This window comes from Flavobacterium niveum (assembly GCF_055231775.1).
The window spans coordinates 72,371-93,444 of the sequence record NZ_JBUYSX010000004.1 but is presented as its reverse complement, the minus strand read 5'-3'; the positions used below and the strand labels follow the sequence as shown (position 1 = coordinate 93,444).

Below are 21,074 nucleotides of genomic sequence, written 5' to 3'. Positions count from 1 at the left end.
CACAAAGGTTTTCACAAGGTTCACTATGTTTGGTTCAAATAAGGCAAGACATACTTGAATGGCCACTAAGGCTTTCCTACGGAAAGCTAAAAGTACACATAATTATGCTTAACAACAGGAATAAAAAAGGGCTGTCTCTTTCGAAACAGCCCTCCGGTATTTATACCGATTTCAAGAACAATTACTGCTTAATTATTTTTTTATTGGCAACAGTACCGTTTTCAAAGGTTACTGTCATTATGTAGTTGCCTGAAGCAAGGCCTGAAAGCTGCACCTCTTTAGCAGTGGTAGTGTACAGCAGGCTGCCCAGCATGTTAAACACGCTTACTTGCTTCACCGTTTGGGTAGTTTTAATGAACACCACATCGGTAGCAGGGTTAGGGTATACGGTAAACAGGTTAGCGTTTACATCATCAACACCCAGCGGGATGTCTACTGTCACTTCAATTTCGCCGTAGATGGTACCATCAGCGGCAGTAGCCCTTACGATAACCGTACCGTTAGCAATAGCCGTAACAAGTCCGTTTTCATCAACTGTAGCGAAATCAGAACCTGCAACAATGCTCCAGGTAACGTCGTCGTTAGTAGCATCGGCAGGAAGTACAGTAGCTACAAGCTGAAGCGTACCACCGGCAGTAGTGATTTCGGCAGCAACATCACCTTCTGTGGTTACTGTAACCGATTCTACAGCCACAACCTGGCCTGTGATAGTGATTTCTATTTCGCCATAAACAGTTCCGTCAGCGGCAGTAGCCCTTACAGTAACTGTACCGTTGGCAATAGCCGTAACAAGTCCGTCAGCGTCAACCGAAGCAAAATCAGCACCTGAAACAATGCTCCACGTTACATCAGTATTGGTAGCATCAGCAGGAAGTACAGTAGCTACAAGTTGTAATGTACCTGCATCGGTAGTGATGGTTGCAGCAACATCGCCTTCAGTGGTTACAGTAACCGAAGTAACCGCAACAACCTGGCCTGTAACCGTGATTTCTATTTCGCCATAGACAGTACCGTCAGCAGCAGTAGCCCTTACGGTAACTGTACCGTTGGCAACAGCCGTAACAAGTCCTTCTGCATCAACCGAAGCAAAATCTGAACCTGCAACAATGCTCCAGGTAACGTCGTCGTTAGTAGCATCAGCAGGAAGTACCGTAGCTACAAGCTGTAGTGTACCGGCATCGGTAGTGATTTCGGCAGCAACATCACCTTCAGTGGCTACAGTAACCGAAGTAACCGCAACAACCTGGCCCGTGATTGTAACCACAATTTCACCGTAGATGGTACCGTCAGCAGCAGTAGCCCTTACGGTAACCGTACCGTTTGCAACAGCAGTAACAAGTCCGTCTGCATCAACCGAAGCAACATCAGCACCTGAAACAATGCTCCAGGTAACGTCGGCGTTAGTAGCATCGGCAGGAAGTACAGTAGCTACAAGCTGTAGTGTACCGGCATCGGTAGTAATGGTTGCCGCTGCACCACCCTGTGTAGCAACCGTTACCGAAGTAACTGCCACAACCTGGTTGGTTATTGTAATGGTAACTTCATCATATACGTCAGGATAACCTGTAACAGTAGCCCTAACGGTAACCGTACCGTTTGCAGCAGCAGTTACAAGGCCGTTAGCATCTACAGTAGCATTACCTGCACCTGAAGTGATGGTCCATGTAAGTGGCGCACCTACCGGTGTAGCAGTAGCTACAAGTTGCAATGTACCTCCGTCGGTAGTTATGGTACCATCGGCACCGGCCTGAACGGCAACGTCTACTGTAGGCGTAGCATCAGGCTGTCCGAATTTAGATACCGCAAGTACCGAAAGGCGTATTTCGCTGCCATATTCTGCACCCTGGTTGCCCGCAAAGCTGAAGCTGATACCTGTAACCGTTTTGGCCTGATTTGCTTCATCTATTTCAATGCTGTACTGGTACAGGCGCGGGTTGCTGCTGTCACCTTCAAGGTTATTGTTGGCACGGTTTACACGGCCCACACCCTGTATGGCATAATCAGTACCGTTGTACCAGTCAGACACCGATGGGGTAGCCTGTTGTGTAGTACCGTCAGCAAAGTTTACGGTAGCCACCAGTGGCAGGTATTGCACACCACCACCGGCAGTACCGGCCAGGAGATATAAGGTAGAAACGTTAGTAGACAGGAAGCTAAGCGTACCGGTGCTGCTGCCTGTACCTACATAATCAGGTGTAAGGAAAAGAGCGTTATCGCCATTGTAATCTGCCAGCTGGAAGCTAAGGCCCGATGTGGCTACGCTGTTTATAAGACCGTTTACCGGAAGGCCGTATGTAGGTGTGGTAGATGAACCCGGAGCCTGGAAATCCAGTGATACCAGAGCCCTTGAGTTTGTTTCGTCAAAACCGATGTCTGAACTGTCAGATGCATTGCCCATACCGTTAGCAATAATATCGTGGTTAAAACCATCGGTAATGGCTATTGGCGAATAAGCATCTGCTACTACCGTAGGGGTTTCGCAGATGCTAACACCTAAAATTGCCGTTGTTGTAGCCGCGTTAGAAGACGTTGCTTTCGCAAAGCTAACCGAGGCTATCAGTTTATCGTAGTTTGTGCTGCTAAGCACAAATTCTTTCTGGAACATGTACGTTTGGGTAAGGCCGCTGAAGCTGTTTACCGGGGCCCATCCTGCTGTAGTGATTACAGATACCCTGCCCAGAGGGCCTGCTGTAGTAACCGTTGCAGACGGTGTACCGTCAGACCACCAGTCAGTAGCCTGCTGCGCTGCAAATACCTGTGTTGTACCATCGGCAAAGTTTACCGTTACATCTACATTGTTAGTACCTTCTGCACTTACCCATGCAAGGTATAGCTTCTGGGCTTTCTTTTGTGTTGTAAAGGTAAGCGTACCGGTATTGGTAAGGCTGTTCCTCAGTACAAGTGCATTGTTTCCTGTGTATGATGCCAGTTGGAACGACAGCCCTGCGGTAGCAGCACTGTTTATAGTACCGTTGTTCGGTAAGCCTGCACCATAAGCAGCAGCGCTTGCACCCGATGAATGCGGGTTAGTAGGGACAAAGTCCTGAGCGTAGTAACCGTTAGCACCGTCTATAGGCTGGGTTGCTTTATCATTGGCATTACCGCCGGTACCTTCTGCAATAACGTCGGCATTAAAGCCGGTAACTGCTACTGTAGCAAATGTACAGTCGGCAGGAGCCGTCTGGTTTGAAATGGTAACTTCAAATGTAGCGCTAAGCGATGTGCTTTGTGCTGATGTAGCCGTTACGGTAACTGTACCGCTTCCGTTTCCGGTAGAGGTTAAAAGTCCGTTTGCATCTACGGTAGCCAGGTCACCACCTGTAGTTACTGCCCAGGTAACATCTTGTGCCGCTGCGGCAGGATATACCGTACCTACAAGCTGTAGTGTACCGCCATAAGTAGTAATGGCAGGAGCAGCATCGTTTAGCGTGGTAACTATAATGTACTGGCCTGCTACAGTTTCAAGGTTTAGTTTTTTAACCGATAGTTTGCCAAGGCCTGAATCGCTGAACGCAAGGTACAGGTTGCCCTCGCTGTCTACCGCAAGTGAGTTGTTTGTAGCCTGTCCGCTGCTCACGTAGCCCGGCGAAGGTTCGCTCCAGCTGTTGGTATCGGCATCGTAGCCCAATACATAATTTTTCAGCAAGTCGGTATTTTCCCAGTTACTTGCAGCCACATATACATGGTTATCTGCACCTATCGCTATACTGGTGTGCTGTACTTTCCCAACAGAAAAGTTTTCGTTGCCCACCTGTGTCCACTCGCCGTTAAACTTTTTAACATTCAGTTTATTGCCTCCGGCACTGTTAGATACATATGCTACGTACAGGGAGTTATTGCTGTCTACAGCAATACAAGAGTTATAATTTTCTGTTGATGGCGCTGCAACAAGGTTAGCATTGCCCCCAACAGGCGACCATGCATCGGTAGACGATGCGGTAACCGTGTTTTCATATATGTGAAGGTAACCGTTATTGTTAAAGCTTACATATATTTTTCCGCTGCTTGTTATGGCAAGGTCCAGGTAAAAAGCCGTACCGCCAAAAAAGCCTGCAGTACCCACCTGTTCCCATGCGCCGTTTACATAGCGTTTTATGGTACCGGTACCCTCGCCGCTGGCTACAAAAAGTACACCATCAGCAGAAACCGCCGAAGCCTGATAGTTAATGGTATTTGTAGTAGTGTTAGGCAACTGGCTCCAGCTGGTGCCGTTAAACTGCCTTGCCTGAAGGCCGGAGTCCTGGTTTGTAAAATATACATTTCCCGAAGCATCTGCCGCAAGGGAATTATAGGACGCAAGTCCGGAAGTAATCCCCGCCGAACCGCCAAGGTACGACCATGCGCCATCGCTAAATTTCTGTACGCTGCCCTTGGTTACTGAGGTATCATAGTAACCTACCAGCAGGTTGTCCTGGTAATCGCTTATAAGGGTAAGCCGCCCTGCACCTGCGGCTGATACACCATCGGCTGAGCCAACGGCTTCCCATACCTGGGCAAATGCATTGGTACACATAAGCAGTAATACTGCCAGCATACCCGCAAAATAATTTTTTTTCATAACGAGTAGAAAATTGGTTTAAAGTGACCCAAATGTAGAGCGCGTGTTAACATTGTGTGAAAAATGCCCTACTTAACAGCTTACCTCTTGCCAAAAACAACATACTCATTACGTACTCACCACTAAAAACCAATTATTTACAACGATTTCAATTCTTTGCCATAACAAAATATCCGTGTATATTTTAGGCCTGCAGGATGGTTCGTTTTGGGGATTCAGGACTTATTTTCACGCCAGTCATCGCGAGGAACGAAGCGATCTCATAATGGATTACAGGAATTATGATACGCGGGTGAAGCCAACGCTTAGCGGTCACGGATTTTGAGATTAATAAATACACAATGTAGACGTTTTCCATGTCGACCGCAGCGGAGTGGAGACATCTCAGGCGAGATTTCTCCTATCGTCGAAATGGAACAGCCAACTTTGTATTTTAGAAAATATGTCTTGTAGAGTAAATAGAAGCAAAACCTAAATACCGTCAAACCAGTTATAAATATCTGCTGATTGCGGGATATCCAGCTTTTTACGGATGCGGTATTTTTTGTTTTGTACTGTACGGGTTTCTATGTAGGTAAACTGTGCTATCTGCTTGGTAGACAACTTCATTTTCAGCATGGCGCAAAACTCTATTTCCGATTGTACCAGCTGAGGGTTAATGTCCAACAGCTTTTTGGAGAAATCAGGGAATAGTTTCTCAAAATTGAAAATGAATGAAGAATCGTCGCGCTTTATCAGTTCTAAAAGTGCATCGTAGTTTTCGGTAAGCTCGGGCAGCGTTTCAGCCTGTGGCTCGGTATCATCGGCAGAAACAGCACGTTTCCTGCGTATATACACCCATGATGCCCCGGCCCCGGCAAGTACCACAACACCCATAGCCAATGCAAAATACGGGAAACGGCTTGCAGGCGGGGTGGTTTCTTTTTTGGCAAGTTCGCTTTTCAGCAAGTTATATTTACTTTTTAGCGCCTGTAATTCTATAGCCTCCAGCTTATCACCATACTGTTTTACAGCAGTAGTATCGCCCTGCATTTTATACACCTGTATAATATTGGTATACAGTTCTTTTACATTAAGCACTTCACCATTAGTCTTGTTTATCTCTTCGGCTTTCAGGTAATATTCCAGTGCTTTGGCATTGTCTTTACGCTGTTGGAACACCTGCCCCAACACGTAATAGTTGAGCCCCGTGACATTATCATCGTGTGTGCCCTGCGGCTTCATGACCATAGACATGTTGGCATAATGCTCCGCCGAATCGGCATTTACATGGATGTAGGTGCTGGCAAGGTTAGAATAGTTAAGGTACTGGAACCGCTTATACGCTTCAGAATCCTTTTTGCCACGGTAGCTTTTTATGGCCAGCTGCATTTTCTCAAGCGCCTTCAGGTATTCCTTGCGGTCGTTATAAATATTCGCCTGACTGAGCAGTACATTGGCACGGGTGTAGAAAATGGTAGGGTCGCTGTCGTTTGCCTTGTCCAGTACCTTGAAGGCTTTATCCAGGTTAGCCAGCGCCTTATCGTGCATTTCGTTAATGGAAAATGCCTCTGCCCTGTAAATGTAGGACATGGCATTGTACTTGGCATTCCCGTGTTTGTCTGCTTTTACATGTAGTGAATCGGCTGCCTTTATAAGGTTTTCCACATCCTCTTTGCTGTAATAATAGCGGCAGCGCCTGTCCAGCAATATAAGTTCATTCAGCCTGTCTCCTGCGGCAATAGCCTCATCTAAAAGCGGCTGGATTTCGTTGTATGCCTTGTCTACATTGCTCCTGAAGAGGTTACCGTTTTGCTCCACACGCTCGGTAAGCGTAGCCGGGTGCTGTGCATAGGCGTGCAGTGCCGCAAGCAAAAACAGCATGCTTATAAAACCATGAAACGATATGTTGTTGAATTTCTTTTTCATCAAGCGTTGTACTATACTACTCATGCTTTCGCGTAAAAGTATAATATTTTATAAAATTTTGTACGCTTTTAATACCATTAGCCAACAAAACAAATAATAAATGTAGTGAAACCAGCCCCGAACCTTTCATTTACAGGGCCGTTTCACTGCCATAACACAACTATCAACTATCAGAAGAGAATCCTCCTGCTTACTTTTCCTTTTGGTGTATGTACCTCAACAATAAGCACCTGCTGTGCGGCGTCGAGGCTGCTTATGGTAAGCCTATTGTTATTTACATTCCCCTGGGTGTACAGCTTACGCCCGCGGATGTCAAAAACGTTTACACTGTCCATCATTACATTACCACTGCTGATGCCAATTGTTTTGCCTTCGGTAAATACAATTACATTATTGGCTTCCGCCAATGGGTTATCTGTACCCAACGCCTGGGTGCTGTACACCACGTCAAAACGGTTTTCAAACGTACCCGCTTCCGTACTGAAGCTATACTCCTGTTGGGTAAGGTCGCGTAATATCCCCTCGCTGTTATCCCTAAGGTAAATTTTCTGCCCCTGTGCAAAGACACCATCTACATGGTCCAGGTTTATGGTATACGTACCCGCTGCCGGGGCCGTAAAGCCCATCGGCACCACATCGGTAGTTTCAAACCCTGCCCTTGCCTGTATGGTAAGCGGGGTAACTTCAGCAATTGAGTACAGCGCTATATTTTCTGCGTCGGTAAACTTCACGGCATCGTAACCGTAGTCGATACCCATAGTACCCTGGGCAAAATACCCCACCATGGCCTGGCTTGCGGCTGCATCATTGGTAATGTTCAGCCACAGTCTTGACGCCGTATTAGCGGCCGACTTAAAGAAGCCCTGTGACGTACCCCCTATTGCCCTGCGCATACTGTTTGTAAAGGTAAGCTGCGGGTTGGTAACGCCTGTTTTTGTTTTCACAAAGAAGCCCTGGCCCGGTGCCAGTGTCCAGCCGGTATTAAAGCCGGTAAAGAAATCGGCCTGCTCAGAACCGCCCCCTTCTGCCGGGTTGTGTACAAAGCCCGAAAGGTTTATGGTGGCGTAAGACGGGCTACTGCTGTTGTTTCGTTTCCTCCAAACGTAAATACCGGATGTAATGTCTATAACGCTGCCGTTATTCTGCACACCTGTTACAGCGGCATCGGTATCGCCATAGAAGAAATCGTAAATATTAAGCGGCGACGGGTATGGGTTCCCCACAGCAGTACAACGGCTGCCCTCTGTATTTAACGGATAAGTAAATGTACCGTTGTGCGGCGCACCTGTAAACACACCATCGAAATAGTAATTATCGGTGCCTGCTATGTATTCGGCAGGGGTGGTAATACCATTGTTTGTACTGCCGGTTACATCGGCTGACAGCACATTCGGCATACGGATAAGGTAGCCTTTAGCAGCTGTAAAAGTACCAGCAGCACTTACCGGAGAATAAGCCTGGACACCATTTTCGTATTTATATTCGTAGAAACGGTTAGCCGCAGTAGCCGGAGAAAAACCGCCTAAACTTTGCCCACTTACCGGCGACGACCACAAGGTATAATCTAGCCTGTATAGCGGGTTGCTCTTTTTGTGCAGGGTTATAGCACCACTGTTCGTAGCAGTATTTACTTGTACCAATGCCGCATTGTCCTGCACGGTAAGGATAGCATCCTCATCAACCGAAAGGCTGTTTGCTACCCAAAGCGTAGCCCCTGTTTTTACGTTAAGCGAAGTGGCTTCTGCAAGGGTAAGGCTTTTTGCATAGCCTGTATTCCCCACCTGTATTTCGGCAGCTGGAGCCGACTGCGGCAGGGTAATATCATCTTCAACGCCCGGCAGCGTACCCCCGCACCAGTTGGCCGGGTTGTGCCAGTTGCTGTCGACAGTACCGGTCCATTCATAATTTACCGTAGCGATAACCGATACGCGCGTAGCCGATTCGCCACAGCCTGTGGTAAACTTCCAGTCGTAGAAGTAGTACCAGTAGCTGTTTCCAGACACACCGGTATTACCTGTAAATGTAAGGCCGTTGTTATTTACATTATACTGGCCTGTAGCACCCGATGCATTACGGATGAGCCTGTTGGCTCCATAATAATCAGGCACACCCCATTCCAGCCTGTAATCATTACCCGCAGGAATTTCCCAGTTAAGTGTTACAACATAAGGTGCACCTACTACTGATGAACCTGAAACCGGTGACGTACCTACAGTTGAAAATGTCAATTGTTTTAGTACCGTACCCGAAGTATTTTTGAGATAAATAATATTGTTTGCCTGGGGATCTACCGGATAAATAGTAACCGAAGTAAGCGTAATCGCCGTAGACAGGTTAAACTTCATGGCTTCACCATTATTCGCAGTACCACCGTAAGATGATGAAGATAAGCTTGCCGGGCCTGCCGGGCCTGTGGTGTATGAATTTAAGTTCCCCATAGCCGCAGCATAGTACGTAGTAGTATGCGCTATTACAGGTGTGGTTACAGTGTTACCTGTACCTATCAGTGTACCGCTTGTTTCGGCGGTGTACCATTTTATGCTGTTGCCGCTTTGGGTAGTGGCGCCAAGCTGTACCGTACCCTGGCCGCATCGGCTGCCCGGTGTGGTAGCCGTTACAGAAACACCAAGAGTTATCGTCACAGGTGTAGAAGTTAACACCGTACTGCCGTTACACAATACATCGCATTTAAAATATTTGTTATTCGCATCGACGGTAAGTGTTGCCGTGGCGGTGGTTGATGCCGTTCCTGCATTAGTATACGTAATACCATCAGCAGATGATCTCCACTGGTAGGTAATGCCGCTGGCCGCAGGTATACCCGAGCCAAGGCTAAAAGTTAATGCCTCAGCACTACAGATATTGGTTTTTGATGCAGATGCCGTTACCGATGTAGGGAAGGTAGCAGCGCTGCAATTAGGTAGCACATCAACAAATATATCGTCTATAGAAAGATAAAACGGCGCCGATGTTAAGGTGGCTTTTATGCCAATGTAATAGGTGCCGGTTGTAGCCGGTGTAAATGTACCGGAAACTTTCTGGTAATTGCCGTTAGTAATATCAGTGGCTGCAACTATAGTATTTGTCATGGCCGTTGCTGTGGCCGATGTACCGTAAGCAGCCGTTACGTTTGCGCCACTGGTAACATCCTGGCGGGCGTAAAATTCCATTTGGTATGCTGTACCGCCGGTAAGTTGCAGCGGGTAAAACATCCAGTCTTCGTTACTGTAGCCAAGATATACATTCCAACTGCCCGTGCGCGGGCTGCGGTTGTATGTTGTAGACGAATTGTTAGCTGTCCATGTAGCCGAACCGCCTATGCTCTGCTGTGACCAGCATCCCGCCACTGCCGTATTATTGCTCTGGCCGCTTTCAAAGCCCTCAGAGAACGGTATCGTATTCGACATTGTTACCTGTACTGCATTTGATGTACCTGTATTGCCTGAACAGGTGACATTGCAACGGTAGTAGGTAGACGCCGTTTGTGTTGTAGCTAATGTTGAAGACGTAGCACTACTAATGTTATTCCATGTAGTATTGTTTGCAGACGATTGCCACTGGTAAGTTACACCTGTACCCGAAGTTGCATTTTGCAGCGACAGGGTAAATGAGGTAGCGGGGCATACACTGCTTGCCGTACTTAGTGTATTGCCCGGTGTAGGTGTGCCTGAACAGGCCGAAGCTGTTTCAAGGGTAAGCTTTACGTTAGGATAGTTGCTTTGCCTGGTCATTGAGGTAGATGCTGTCCAGGTATTGGTACTACCGTACCAATACGATGAGCGATAATTACTGCTACTGCTCATTGAGGTATATGCCCAGCTTGGTCTTGGTGAGGCTACTGATGCACCGCTGTTGTTAACTACCACTATAGAAAGGTTGTTTGATGTAGAGTCGAACAAGAACGGCGTGGCAAGTGTAATGTTCTGCCAGCCCGATGCCGTATTCGGGAATGTACCCGACCATACCTGGGTGTAACCCGTTAATGTAGCGGTTGTGCTTACTACGCTATACGACACCTTCTTCATGTAAATGGTTACATTGGGTATTGTAGTGGTATTACCTACTGTTTTATTAAAGGAAATCCCGGTAATATTACCGGTAGTATTTATTTCGCTGCCCAGGTAAAGTATCTCACTTACACTGTAGTTGCTAAATGTGTATACAGGGGTAGTTGTTTGGGTGCCGGTGCCCGTACCTAAGGTAACCGTTTGTGCACCTACCCTGCCCACAGAGGCCAGCAAGGTAAGTACCAGTAAAAAAATGCAATGTATTTTAGGGGTTTTCATTGTCGTTTTATTTGTGGTAAAAAATAATGCAGATTTATTATATTTATTTAAACTTATTCTAAATAAAGTGTTAAAGCCTAAAAAAAGGTACCCGGGAGAGTACCCTTTTTCCGTTTGGGCCGAAGTGGAAAAGCCGCTTTGATTAACTAACTCCTGAAATCAATGCAAATTTCTCCACTATGTTTCGGCCTTAACAGAAGGCTTAGCCTTATTACTGTTTTTGGTATACGTTACGTGTTACTACGCTCACACCGTTTACTGTTGTGGTTTTCTCAACATAAAAACGGTTGTTGGCATCGGTAAAGAAAATGGTTTTTACCTCAGCTGTCCCGTCTACGGTAAATGTATAGTTGTTGTGGTTAACCGACCAGTTACCTATAACCATATCGCTTACCACACAGGTACCGCTTCCGCCACCCGATCCGTTATCATCAGATTCATCTGTACTTTCGTCGGTAGTCTCGTCTGTAGTTTCCTCATCGGTACTTTCATCGGTTTCTTCCTCCTCATCAGTGCTTTCATCGGTTTCTTCCTCGTCGTCACTCTCTTCTTCGTCATCGTCGCTGCCAAGTGTGCTTTTGTATGCAGCGCCCGGCTTGCCACCGTTTGTATACAGCTCATGCGTAAACTGTTCAGGCCCGAAGATGTACGTTTCCTCCATCTGGCATGCGTTAAGCGAAACGGCATTGCCGTTTGTATAACGCTCCACAAGCTTCCATGTGCCAACAATTGGCTGCGCCGAAGTGCCGTTGTCGTCATGGCAGGCCACAAAAACCGATGCCGTAAAAACGAACGCAAGCATGATTAGTATTAGTTTTTTCATTGTATGGTGATGTTTAATTAGTGAACAAATTTTAATGCCAGCGAAATGATGTCTGCTTCCAGCGAGTCGCTGCGCTCATAGTGGTTGTACCTCAGGTCGATGCTCTTAAGCCCCAGCCCTGCCAGTTTAAACCGTTGGAAAATATCGGTATACGAAGCGCCAAGGCCATACTGGTGGCTATCAAACGACGACAGGTCATAATCCGATGTATAGTAGCGTTCAAACGAGTAATGCGTATCGTGCGGGGCAAAATAACGCACCCCTGCCTGGGTATAAAAACGGTACATAGGGTACAATGTAAATGCGCCCAGCTTTACCGGCACCTCTATACTCGCCGTATGCGACTCCATCCCCCAGTTGTCAGTATAATACCTGTAGTAGGTACGCAGTATAAAACGGTCGCTCAGGTAATAGTTAAAGCGCAACCCAATAGGGAATTTAAACCTCGTAGACGGCAGCCTTTCCACGTCGTCTGCCAGGCGAAACACCCCCTGGTTATCCCTCATGTTGTACACGGGTATGTAACGAGCCTGACCGATGTAAAAGTTAGCCTTATCGGCAAAATACATGCGGTGGTACGGCGTAGACAGCAGCCCTTCCTGGTACAGGAAGTCAAACAATAGTGCCGCCTGTGCCCTCTTGCCCAGTATCTGCGAAACGCTAAACGACAACGCGTACGAATTCCTCTTTTTATTGGTAAACTCCGTAAAGGCCGACGGCAGGTAGCTGCGGCTCTCGTTGCCCATCTGGTCATAAACGGTTACCCCCTGGAAGTAACCCGCATTCAGGAAATTCATGCCGTACTGGCCATATTCGTGCAGCTCAGTAGGATAAATAGGTTTCCATTGGTCAAAGAACGCGGTAGCCTTGGCACTGGCCTCGGTATTTTTATCGTTGAACAGGCGGGCGATGCCCAATCCTGCACCCAGCGAGTGGTAATCATATTCTGTAGAGCCCGATACATTGGCCGTCCATACGATATTGCGGTCGTCTGAACTATGGCTGTATGCAGCCGAAACTGACGTAAGCACATCGTGCCTTGATGCCCCGCTGCTGGCTATCCACGGGCTGCCGTACGGTGCCGGTGTACCGCCTTCTTCATACTCATCATCGTCGTCATCACGTTTGGTCTTGTTACCCGGACGTGCCGACGCCCCCGAACCGTTAAGGTAGGTGCCATCGGTAAAGAACGGGTTAATATTACCCGACGAAGCCGAGGTATAGGCCGAAAAACCGGCATCTATGGTAAGCACATCGTCGTCATTTAGCGGTATAGCTATTATGATGTCGCCAGTGGTATCGGTAATTTCCTCCATACCGGTACCGCCACCCACTGCCGAATGTATACCGTCCTGTTTATAGTAACTGCCCAGCAGGTCTACCTCGGTGGTTTCAAGCACGCGCTTCTTAAAGGTAACGGTGCTGTCTGCCTCCTGCGCAAACAAGGCCGGTGCATATAAAACACAAAATAATACTACGTAAAACTTCCCCATACTTCCTTAGTTACAGCCGCAGCCCCCTCCTGTTTTGCCGTTAGAAGCGCCCGAAGCGCCCTCGCGGTAGATCTGGAAATTGGTTTCATATTTTTCTGATGTACGGGCATTAAGCGCCATATCAGGGTCGTTTACCTGTTGCTTTTCATACTCTTTTACAGTAGAGCATGAGGCGGTTGCCAAAACAATAAGCACGGGTAATAGTCTCTTCATAAGTTGGTTATGAATTATGGTTTTTTAATGTTTTTCAGGTCTACATTGTCTGAGGCAAATACCTCGCCCTGGTCAGTTACTACCACGCATCTCAGGCTCGGGAACTGGTTAATCAGGTTCAGCCCCACTTCCTTGCCCAGCACCATTACCGATGTGCTGAAGCCATTTGCCATTTCAGCGCTTGGCCCCATAACGGTAACACTGCACAGGCCGCTTGCCGGGTAGCCGGTTTTCGGGTTGATGATGTGCGAATACCGCTTGCCGTTTATCATGGCAAATTTCTCGTAGCTGCCACTGGTTACTATAGCACTTTCCTTCAGCGGGAAAACGGCAAATACCTTGTCCTTGTTCATAGGGTTGGTTATGGCTACCGTCCATGGCTTACCATCGGGCTGCGTACCCCAGGTATTCATATCGCCGGAGCCATTTACTATGCCCGCCTTAACGCCTTTTGCCAGCATCATGGCCTTGCAGCGGTCGGCTGCGTAGCCCTCGCCCAGTGCGCCAAAGCCTATTTTCATGCCCTTCTCCTTCAGGAAAATGGTACTGTTTTCGTGGTCAATAATTATGTTTTTGTACCCCACTTTGGCTACCGATTTCTTCACCGCTTCCGGCGAAGGCATTTCGGTCATGCTGCCGTCAAACTTCCAGATGCGTTCCATAGCTGCAAAGCTTATATCAAACGCCCCGTCGGTTATCTTGGAAAAATACAGTGCGCGCTCGGTAAGCTCTATCACTTCCTTGTCCACCTTTACGGGGGCTATGCCGGCATTGCGGTTTACGGCGCTTACCTGTGTTTCGGGTTTCCAGTCCGATATCAGGTACTCTATGCGAGTTATTTCCATCACCACCGTGTCTATGTAGCGTTCGGCTTTTTCAGCTTCGTCGGCTACTATGGTTATTTCGCAGCGGCTGCCCATAAGCAGTAATGTCCGCTTGCGCAATACCTGCGAAAACCCGCTGAGGCTGCACACCAAAAGCAGGAAAACAGACACGGATATTTTAAAGCTATTTGCTTTCAAGGCTGTGCAGGTGTTTTATATATTCTTCAGGCGAAATGTCTTTGTAAGCTGTTTTGCCCAACACCTTTCCGGTCTTATCCATCAGCACCACCAATGGGAAAGCGCCTTCTTTGTTGTACTTTTCATAAAGTTGGGCATTTTGCTGTTGCTGCGCTTCGGGCAGCTGGTTGGCTTTTTTCTTAGGGAAATCGGCTTTTACCAGAACCCATTGCGATGCCTGGCCTTTAAATGCTTCGGAATCCCAAACCTTCTTTTCCAGTTTTATACAGGGCATACACCAGTCCGATCCCGAAAACACCACAATGATGTTCTTGCCTTCCTTTTCGGCAAGGGCTTTCGCCTCGGCAAAATCTGTATGCCACTCCTGCGCCCCCGATACCATTGGCAACAGGGCAAAGAACGCAACTGCTATTATTTTTTTAATAGAAAGCATCTTAGTTTATTATTTTTTTGATAACAAGCCTACCTTCTGCATCGGTTACGTGAACCAACAGCAGGCCGCGGTTTGCCTGTGCAAGGCTGACTTCATGTTCAGTAGCTGTTAAGCCCTGTTGGCTATAAAGTTGCCTGCCCAGTGCATCATACATTGTTACCGATGCCACCGGTGTGGCCGACTGTATTTTTATGCTGTTGCCGCTTTTGTATACCAGTAGCGGGGTGCCTGCCGGAAGGTCGACACCAAGCGTACCCAGCGTAAGTTTCAGGTTAGGGCGTTCCCATACAGGCGCCATGGTAGACGATACTGTCCAAGGGTTATTGCCGCCACAGCCTATGCTGCCGTCGTTGTACCCGGCCGACATTTTACTGCCCGATGTGGTGGTATAACGGTACTGCGGCCTGCCCGATGCTATGCATGTGCCGCCGGTAACCAATACCGAAAGGTTTTGTGCATTGTAGTAGTTGTAAGGTGTTTGCAGGGTTACCTCAGCCCAGCCGTTTGTAAAGCCGTTCGGCAGGGTGCCTTCGTACACCAGGGTGTAGCCGCTTAGCGAACCTACGCTGTAACTTGCCGAAAGGGTTGCCGTTGTAGTGGCCTTAAGGTATATTTTTATTGATGGCGCTACGGTGCTGCTGCCCGATGCCTTTTGGAATGCGATTTTAGTGATGCTGCCCGATGTGCCTATTTCGGTAGAAGTGTAAATGCTTTCGGATGCAGATGATTCGTACCAGGTGGCTATAGGCGATGACGTTCCTGAGCCTGTACCCTCCCCAATGGTTACGGTAGATTGTGCCGCAGCAAGCCCGGTGCAAAACAGGCCAACTGCCATAAGTGTCTTAATCATAGTCGGTATTTGATTATCCTTATTTAAACCAAATCTAAATTACGGAGCAATATTAGAAATTAATATTAACTCGGGCAAGTTAATTTTTGGATTTTTTTAACAGATTTTATTTGAGTCCTTCGTAGGTTAAAATCCAGTCATTGTGCCAGTAATAATCCCATTTGGCAGCCGCCATGTCCACTTTCGGGTCGATAAGCAGATACGAAGTTTGGTGGTTTACCGATGTTTTTGCAGTGATAAAAATGGCGACATCAATTCCTTTTTCGCTGTATTCGTGCTTAATATATTGCGCCATCTGCCACAACATATCGGGTTTGGTTTGCATATTCCGTTTTTGCAGTGGGGTAAGTACGGCATCGGTATCGTACAGCCATGTTTTGCCGGTTTTTTTATCCCGGATTTTAAATTCCGCATATCCGGTACGCCTGCGCAACATCATCCGCCAGCTGAGACGGTGCCCCTCCTCCGTCCATATCACATCTCCTTTAATAAGGTGGTGACGCAGCGGCATCAGTACCTGAAAAATAAAATACGGTACAAACACATAAGGCCACCAGGTGTATGTTGGGCGCGAAATAGGTTCGGGAAGCAGGTTCTTCTTTGGGAAGCAAATTTTGGTAATCCTTTCGGCAGGGATAAAAAACAGCAGCAGCGCCAAAGACAAATACGGGAAGATACCGATGTGCAGCGTTGCCGAATTGAACAAATGGAAAATAAACGCAGCAGTAACCGCATAAGGCCGTGTTTTGCGGTAGAGCATGGCAGGGACTATACAAAAATCGAATATGATACCGGCATACGCCAAAAAGATGTGCATCCACTTTTCCCGGAAAAAGGCTATGCCATAATGGCGTGCAGCTTTGTTCAGTATGCCTGAGGTAAAGGTTCCGTCCAGCCACTCAGGGTAGAGCTTGGCAATTGATGCATAGAAGTACACGATGCCTACTTGTAGTATTATAACGTAGCGGCACCACACAGGCATGGTACTGCTTTTTAGTGACGGCTTTATTTTTACATCTACCGATGCATAGGCGTTAGCTGGCAGCAGCGCCATAATGTAGCACAGTAGCATAAGCAGGTAGTAGTGGTTGTTGTACGATGTTTTCTGCATAAAGTACACCCCCGTCCACAACACGGCATAGGCCAGCATACTGAGCCTGTACCACAACCCTATGGCAATAAAAACACCTAAAGCCGCCATAACCCAAAAGTACCAGTACATGCCGTTACCGGGCAGCGGCTGCAGCCACTCCATGCCGATATGCGAAAAGGTAAACTTCGGCCTGATAAAATTCTCGTACACCCAGTCGGTAGACACAGACAGCACTGCCTGCCAGGCCAGCAACAGGCCAAACAGCACACGGAACAGCACCAGCGCACCGTTATCTACAGGGGTATTGAGTTTTTTAAGCAGGTTCAAAACAGGTTTGGTTTTAATGCACCAAATGTATAGGTTTTATGCATTTAACATGATAAATATTTTTCAGCACCACTAAAACACAGGCAAAAAAACCTACCTTTATAGTACACCAACCTTTTAGTTATGAAACAGATAACCCTATTATTACTTTTACAGGCACAATTGTTTTTCGCACAAAACACAGTGCCACCCCCACCCGTTATATATACCGACATGCAGGTACTGCACGACACCTTGTATGCATTAAGTAACACAGGCGAATTGCACCAATGGGTTATCGGCGCCGATACACTGCATACTATAGTTTCTAAAAACGTGCAGGCTATAGCACAAGACAGGAACGGAGGGTTTTGCTTTGTAAAAGAAAAAGAAGGTTTACATACCCTGACACAAAACTCCTCTAAGAAAATCCATAATTTACCCGATAAAGAAACTTATAAATTGCTTTTTGATAAAGAAAACAATCCTTTGCTATTTACTACGGAAGGAGTATTCTACAAAGAAAAGACATTTACACCTGCAAACACTTCAGACCTATATGGTATGAAAAGGGTACGCGGATTGCCTTTGCCTAATCCAGATTTTACCTATTTAGACAGCTATGGATATTTGTGGATATTCCAGGATTATGGTGAATTTGGCAGTGCTAATGTGTTATTCAACACCAATACTTTACGCTATCATGAATATGAAAAAGCAAGTAACAAGGCATCAAGGAATTTTAGAAGGGAATTACGTAAAATTGATAAAGAGAATAAAAAACGTTTAGAAAAAGACTCGCTCTACTTTTCATCTGAAGCATACATAGCTTCTCAGCAGAAAAGGTATAACGTACAACAATCACCGGTTTCGAATACCTTATTGAATGAAGCACTATCTGTTGGACATATTAAAGGTGTAGCAGAAAATGAAGCTGGTGATATTATCATAACCCAAAGTATGATGCATTTTTTTATAAGTGGCAGTATTACCATTGGCGAAAAAATAAAAAAAGAGAAGTACAGCTTTATTGACTTGCCACATTTGCTGAAATACGATGCCGATTTAAGGATGCCTATACTGGAAGAATATATAGGCCCAGCAGCATATAACCCTTACGATAAATACTTTTACTACTATAGCAGTGAAGGCTTTTTTCGCTTACACCGAGATAATACCGGCCAATACAGTAAAGAACTGATATGCAAACCAAAAATATACTGGAACTACGGCATGGCAACCTCTGTAGGCTACCGCATGAATGTAATGCAGTTTACTTTTACAGGGCCTGACAATTTTGTTTTCCTTACCGAAAATGCCATAGGGCATTATGCAAACGGCAGCGTAACCTGGTACAGGCAATAGCAATCTGAAGAACAATAAAAAAGGGCTCCCCGAAAGAAGCCCTCTATCAGCTACAAAAGCCGGTTTAATATTCTATTTTCAGCACATAAGAAATAGCCGATTTGTTAACCCCCGAAGGCAGTTGCACTTTCAGGGCATCAGCATCCGGGGTGTATAGTATCAAATATCATTGAGGCCAGATTTCAAAAACCGAACCCTCGGTTGTTTCAATATCATACTCATAGGTTTTTGCTACTCCTGTAGTTGTTTGTGTTTTTTCGTTATGTATAATTGGTTCAGGGATGGTAGGGATTACATAAAACGGGTTGGGGTTAGCACCGCCTGCCACCTCTTTAGCTCCTAATGATGCTTTAAGCGGCTGCACGTACCGTATACGGCAATTGCCGCCAAGCCCCGACTTTATTTTCAGGCGGGTAAGCTTGCCGTCTTTCCAGTCCATCTCTAAAATTTCAAAACCACCCCTGGCGCGAAGTCCCTTAACACTGCCTTCTGCCCAATCTGTTGGCAATGCCGGAAGCGGCTGTATGGCCCCGTCATGGCTTTGTAAAAGCATTTCTGCCACACCCGATGTAAAACCGAAATTACCGTCAATCTGGAATGGCGGGCAGGCATCGAGCATATTAGGGTAAGTACCGCCACTGTCCGGAAACTCTCCGTGTACCGGTAGCGGTGCCGGCACTATCTGGTTCTTTATCAGGTTTAGCGCATGGTTACCGTCCTGTAGCCTTGCCCAGAGGTTTATTTTCCAGTTCATGGACCATCCTGTAGAAGGGTCGCCCCTATGGATAAGCGAAGTACGCACGGCATTAAAAAGCTGCGGGGTATGGTACGGGGATATTTGGTTTGACGGGAAAAGCCCGTACATGTGAGACACATGCCTGTGGTGGTCATCGGGGTTATCCCAGTCTTCCATCCACTCCTGTAATTGCCCGAAGCGGCCTATCTGCATGGGTGCAAGCCTTTGCCTGGCATTTTCCACTTCACTTATAAACCCTGCATCGGTATTTAAAATTTTTGCTGCCAAAGCAGTCTTGGTAAACAGGTCAAACAACAATTGGTTATCGTGGGTGGTGCCGGATGCAATAACCGTCCATTTTTTTCGGACAGAATACGGTGCGTTTTCAGGTGAGATTGAAGGAGAAACCACCAGCCATTTGTGTCCGGGGTCTTCAACAAGCACATCAAGGTAAAACCTTGAAGCCTCTTTAAGGATAGGGTACACTGATTCCAGGTATTTTTTGTCACCACTGTAAAGGTATCGTTCCCAAAGATGCTGTGAAAGCCATGCCGAACCCATAGGCCATATACCGGTGGGGCCATCTATAGCGCCGGTCATTCGCCAAATATCGGTATTATGGTGCGCCATCCACCCCCTGCTGTTGTACATGGTTTTTGCCGTTTCCTGTCCTGATTCCGAAAGCTCACGAATCATGCTTACTAACGGCTGGTGGGTTTCGGGCAGATTAGTAACCTCAGCAGGCCAGTAATTCATTTCAGTATTGATGTTTATGGTATACTTACTGTCCCATGCGGGCTGCAATTCGTTATTCCATAAGCCCTGTAATGTGGAAGGCTGACCCCCGGGTTGGGACGAACTGATAAGCAGGTAGCGCCCGAACTGGAAATACAGCGCCACAAGCTGCGGGTCGTTGCTGCTGCTAAATTCCCTGATACGTACATCGGTAGGTTTTGCAGACTGCTCCGTAACCCCAAGGTTAAGCGCAACCCTTGAAAACATATTTTGGTAGTATTTAATATGTGCCGATTTCAGTTTCTTATAGCTTTTACCTGCGGCTTTCGATAAATATTTTGAAGCAGCCTTGTGTTCGTTTGCCGAAATATCTTTGTACGATTTAAAGTTGGTCCCGATAGAAATATAAATTGTAGCCGATGTGGCACCGGAAACCTCAAGCGATTTACCGTTGGTTGTAAGGGTTCCGCCTTCCGGTACAATTTTCACCTGTGTTTCAAATTTCACCTGCCCTTTTACGCCTTCATGGTTTGAAGTAATACCCGTCATTATTAGCACATTGTCTGCATCGGTTTTTAAGCTGGTGCTTTCATCTCGGCTGAGGGTAGCTGTAAAGCCCAATGCCCCTTTTTCATCTGAAGAAATTTTCACAACAATAACCTGGTCGGTAAACGAACTGAAAACCTCCTGTTTGTAGTTTACATTGCCAACTTTATATGTTGTAGTGGCAACTGCATTGTCAAGGCTGAGTTCCCTCTTATAATCTGTAAAATGTTCGTACCCCTTAAAATCCAGCTTAAGCTCCCCCGCTGTCTGGTAAGGCATACCCTGCGCTCCCTGGCTTATCATGTCTTTTAAAGCCAACTCTTCGGCTTCAGCGTATTTCCCCTCAAAAATCAGTTTTTGTATAACGGTACGCGAAGCAGCCATTTTAGGGTTATCATTACGGTATGGGCCACCTGCCCAAATGGTGCTTTCATTAAGCTGTATGGTTTCGTTAACCGGGTTACCATAAACCATAGCGCCTAACCTGCCGTTACCCAATGGCAATGCCTCAAACCAGGTTTGCGCAGGTTTGATATAATAAAGGAGGGATTGCTGTGCCAAAATACTATTGAAAGTAAATAGCAGCAATAGGGCGCACAATAATTTTTTACACATAATAAGAGACTCTTGAAACACTAATATAAAATACAAATTAAGTGGAATCAGCGACTTTAAAATTTTGGAATATTATCCAATTATTAAGTGAA

Annotated in this window: 12 protein-coding genes; 1 reads left to right on the top strand and 11 read right to left on the bottom strand. The window is 46.6% G+C overall.

The features are described from left to right. Positions 1-181 precede the first annotated feature (181 nt). The 10 genes from ACZIX4_RS11075 to ACZIX4_RS11030 form a co-directional block, all read right to left on the bottom strand. Complete coding sequence (locus ACZIX4_RS11075; RefSeq protein WP_463335704.1) at positions 182-4,558, bottom strand: beta strand repeat-containing protein; 4,377 nt, start codon at positions 4,556-4,558, stop codon at positions 182-184. A gap of 471 nt (positions 4,559-5,029) precedes the next feature. Next, entirely contained in the window at positions 5,030-6,466 is a 1,437-nt protein-coding gene (locus ACZIX4_RS11070) for a tetratricopeptide repeat protein (protein ID WP_463335703.1), read from the bottom strand. Between the two features lie 170 nt (positions 6,467-6,636). After that, positions 6,637-10,752 carry a T9SS sorting signal type C domain-containing protein gene (locus tag ACZIX4_RS11065; RefSeq protein WP_463335702.1) on the bottom strand — a complete coding sequence of 1,372 codons (4,116 nt, stop codon included), beginning with the start codon at positions 10,750-10,752 and terminating at the stop codon, positions 6,637-6,639. 211 nt (positions 10,753-10,963) lie between these two features. After that, on the bottom strand, positions 10,964-11,575 hold the full coding sequence (locus tag ACZIX4_RS11060; protein WP_463335701.1) for a hypothetical protein: 612 nt from the start codon (positions 11,573-11,575) through the stop codon (positions 10,964-10,966). Positions 11,576-11,592: 17 nt separating this feature from the next. Next, the gene (locus ACZIX4_RS11055) at positions 11,593-13,068 is read right to left on the bottom strand and encodes a DUF3570 domain-containing protein (protein WP_463335700.1); all 1,476 of its coding nucleotides are present in this window, start codon (positions 13,066-13,068) and stop codon (positions 11,593-11,595) included. Between the two features lie 6 nt (positions 13,069-13,074). Next, complete coding sequence (locus ACZIX4_RS11050; RefSeq protein WP_463335699.1) at positions 13,075-13,281, bottom strand: DUF4266 domain-containing protein; 207 nt, start codon at positions 13,279-13,281, stop codon at positions 13,075-13,077. Between the two features lie 14 nt (positions 13,282-13,295). Continuing rightward, positions 13,296-14,303: an FAD:protein FMN transferase gene (locus ACZIX4_RS11045; protein WP_463335698.1), complete on the bottom strand. Its 1,008-nt coding sequence runs from the start codon at positions 14,301-14,303 to the stop codon at positions 13,296-13,298. Beyond that, entirely contained in the window at positions 14,290-14,736 is a 447-nt protein-coding gene (locus ACZIX4_RS11040) for a thioredoxin family protein (RefSeq protein WP_463335697.1), read from the bottom strand. Before ACZIX4_RS11040 ends, ACZIX4_RS11045 begins: the two co-directional genes overlap by 14 nt. Position 14,737: 1 nt before the next feature. Beyond that, complete coding sequence (locus ACZIX4_RS11035; protein ID WP_463335696.1) at positions 14,738-15,586, bottom strand: T9SS sorting signal type C domain-containing protein; 849 nt, start codon at positions 15,584-15,586, stop codon at positions 14,738-14,740. Positions 15,587-15,692: 106 nt separating this feature from the next. Continuing rightward, complete coding sequence (locus ACZIX4_RS11030) at positions 15,693-17,006, bottom strand: HTTM domain-containing protein (RefSeq protein WP_463335695.1); 1,314 nt, start codon at positions 17,004-17,006, stop codon at positions 15,693-15,695. A gap of 123 nt (positions 17,007-17,129) precedes the next feature. Here ACZIX4_RS11030 and ACZIX4_RS11025 point away from each other — a divergent pair, with 123 nt between their 5' ends. Next, positions 17,130-18,350 carry a hypothetical protein gene (locus ACZIX4_RS11025; protein WP_463335694.1) on the top strand — a complete coding sequence of 407 codons (1,221 nt, stop codon included), beginning with the start codon at positions 17,130-17,132 and terminating at the stop codon, positions 18,348-18,350. A 166-nt stretch (positions 18,351-18,516) separates the two neighbouring features. Here ACZIX4_RS11025 and ACZIX4_RS11020 read toward each other — a convergent pair whose 3' ends face one another. Further along, positions 18,517-20,955 (bottom strand): glycoside hydrolase family 95 protein, encoded by a 2,439-nt coding sequence (locus tag ACZIX4_RS11020; protein ID WP_463335693.1) that lies wholly within the window; start codon positions 20,953-20,955, stop codon positions 18,517-18,519. Positions 20,956-21,074: the final 119 nt, after the last annotated feature.

What these genes read in the sequence shown, in the direction of transcription:
- ACZIX4_RS11075 (WP_463335704.1), bottom strand. Translation starts at nt 4,558, where the DNA reads ATGAAAAAAAATTATTTTGCGGGTATGCTGGCAGTATTACTGCTTATG.
- ACZIX4_RS11070 (WP_463335703.1), bottom strand. Translation starts at nt 6,466, where the DNA reads ATGAAAAAGAAATTCAACAACATATCGTTTCATGGTTTTATAAGCATG.
- ACZIX4_RS11065 (WP_463335702.1), bottom strand. Translation starts at nt 10,752, where the DNA reads ATGAAAACCCCTAAAATACATTGCATTTTTTTACTGGTACTTACCTTG.
- ACZIX4_RS11060 (WP_463335701.1), bottom strand. Translation starts at nt 11,575, where the DNA reads ATGAAAAAACTAATACTAATCATGCTTGCGTTCGTTTTTACGGCATCG.
- ACZIX4_RS11055 (WP_463335700.1), bottom strand. Translation starts at nt 13,068, where the DNA reads ATGGGGAAGTTTTACGTAGTATTATTTTGTGTTTTATATGCACCGGCC.
- ACZIX4_RS11050 (WP_463335699.1), bottom strand. Translation starts at nt 13,281, where the DNA reads ATGAAGAGACTATTACCCGTGCTTATTGTTTTGGCAACCGCCTCATGC.
- ACZIX4_RS11040 (WP_463335697.1), bottom strand. Translation starts at nt 14,736, where the DNA reads ATGCTTTCTATTAAAAAAATAATAGCAGTTGCGTTCTTTGCCCTGTTG.
- ACZIX4_RS11035 (WP_463335696.1), bottom strand. Translation starts at nt 15,586, where the DNA reads ATGATTAAGACACTTATGGCAGTTGGCCTGTTTTGCACCGGGCTTGCT.
- ACZIX4_RS11025 (WP_463335694.1), top strand. Translation starts at nt 17,130, where the DNA reads ATGAAACAGATAACCCTATTATTACTTTTACAGGCACAATTGTTTTTC.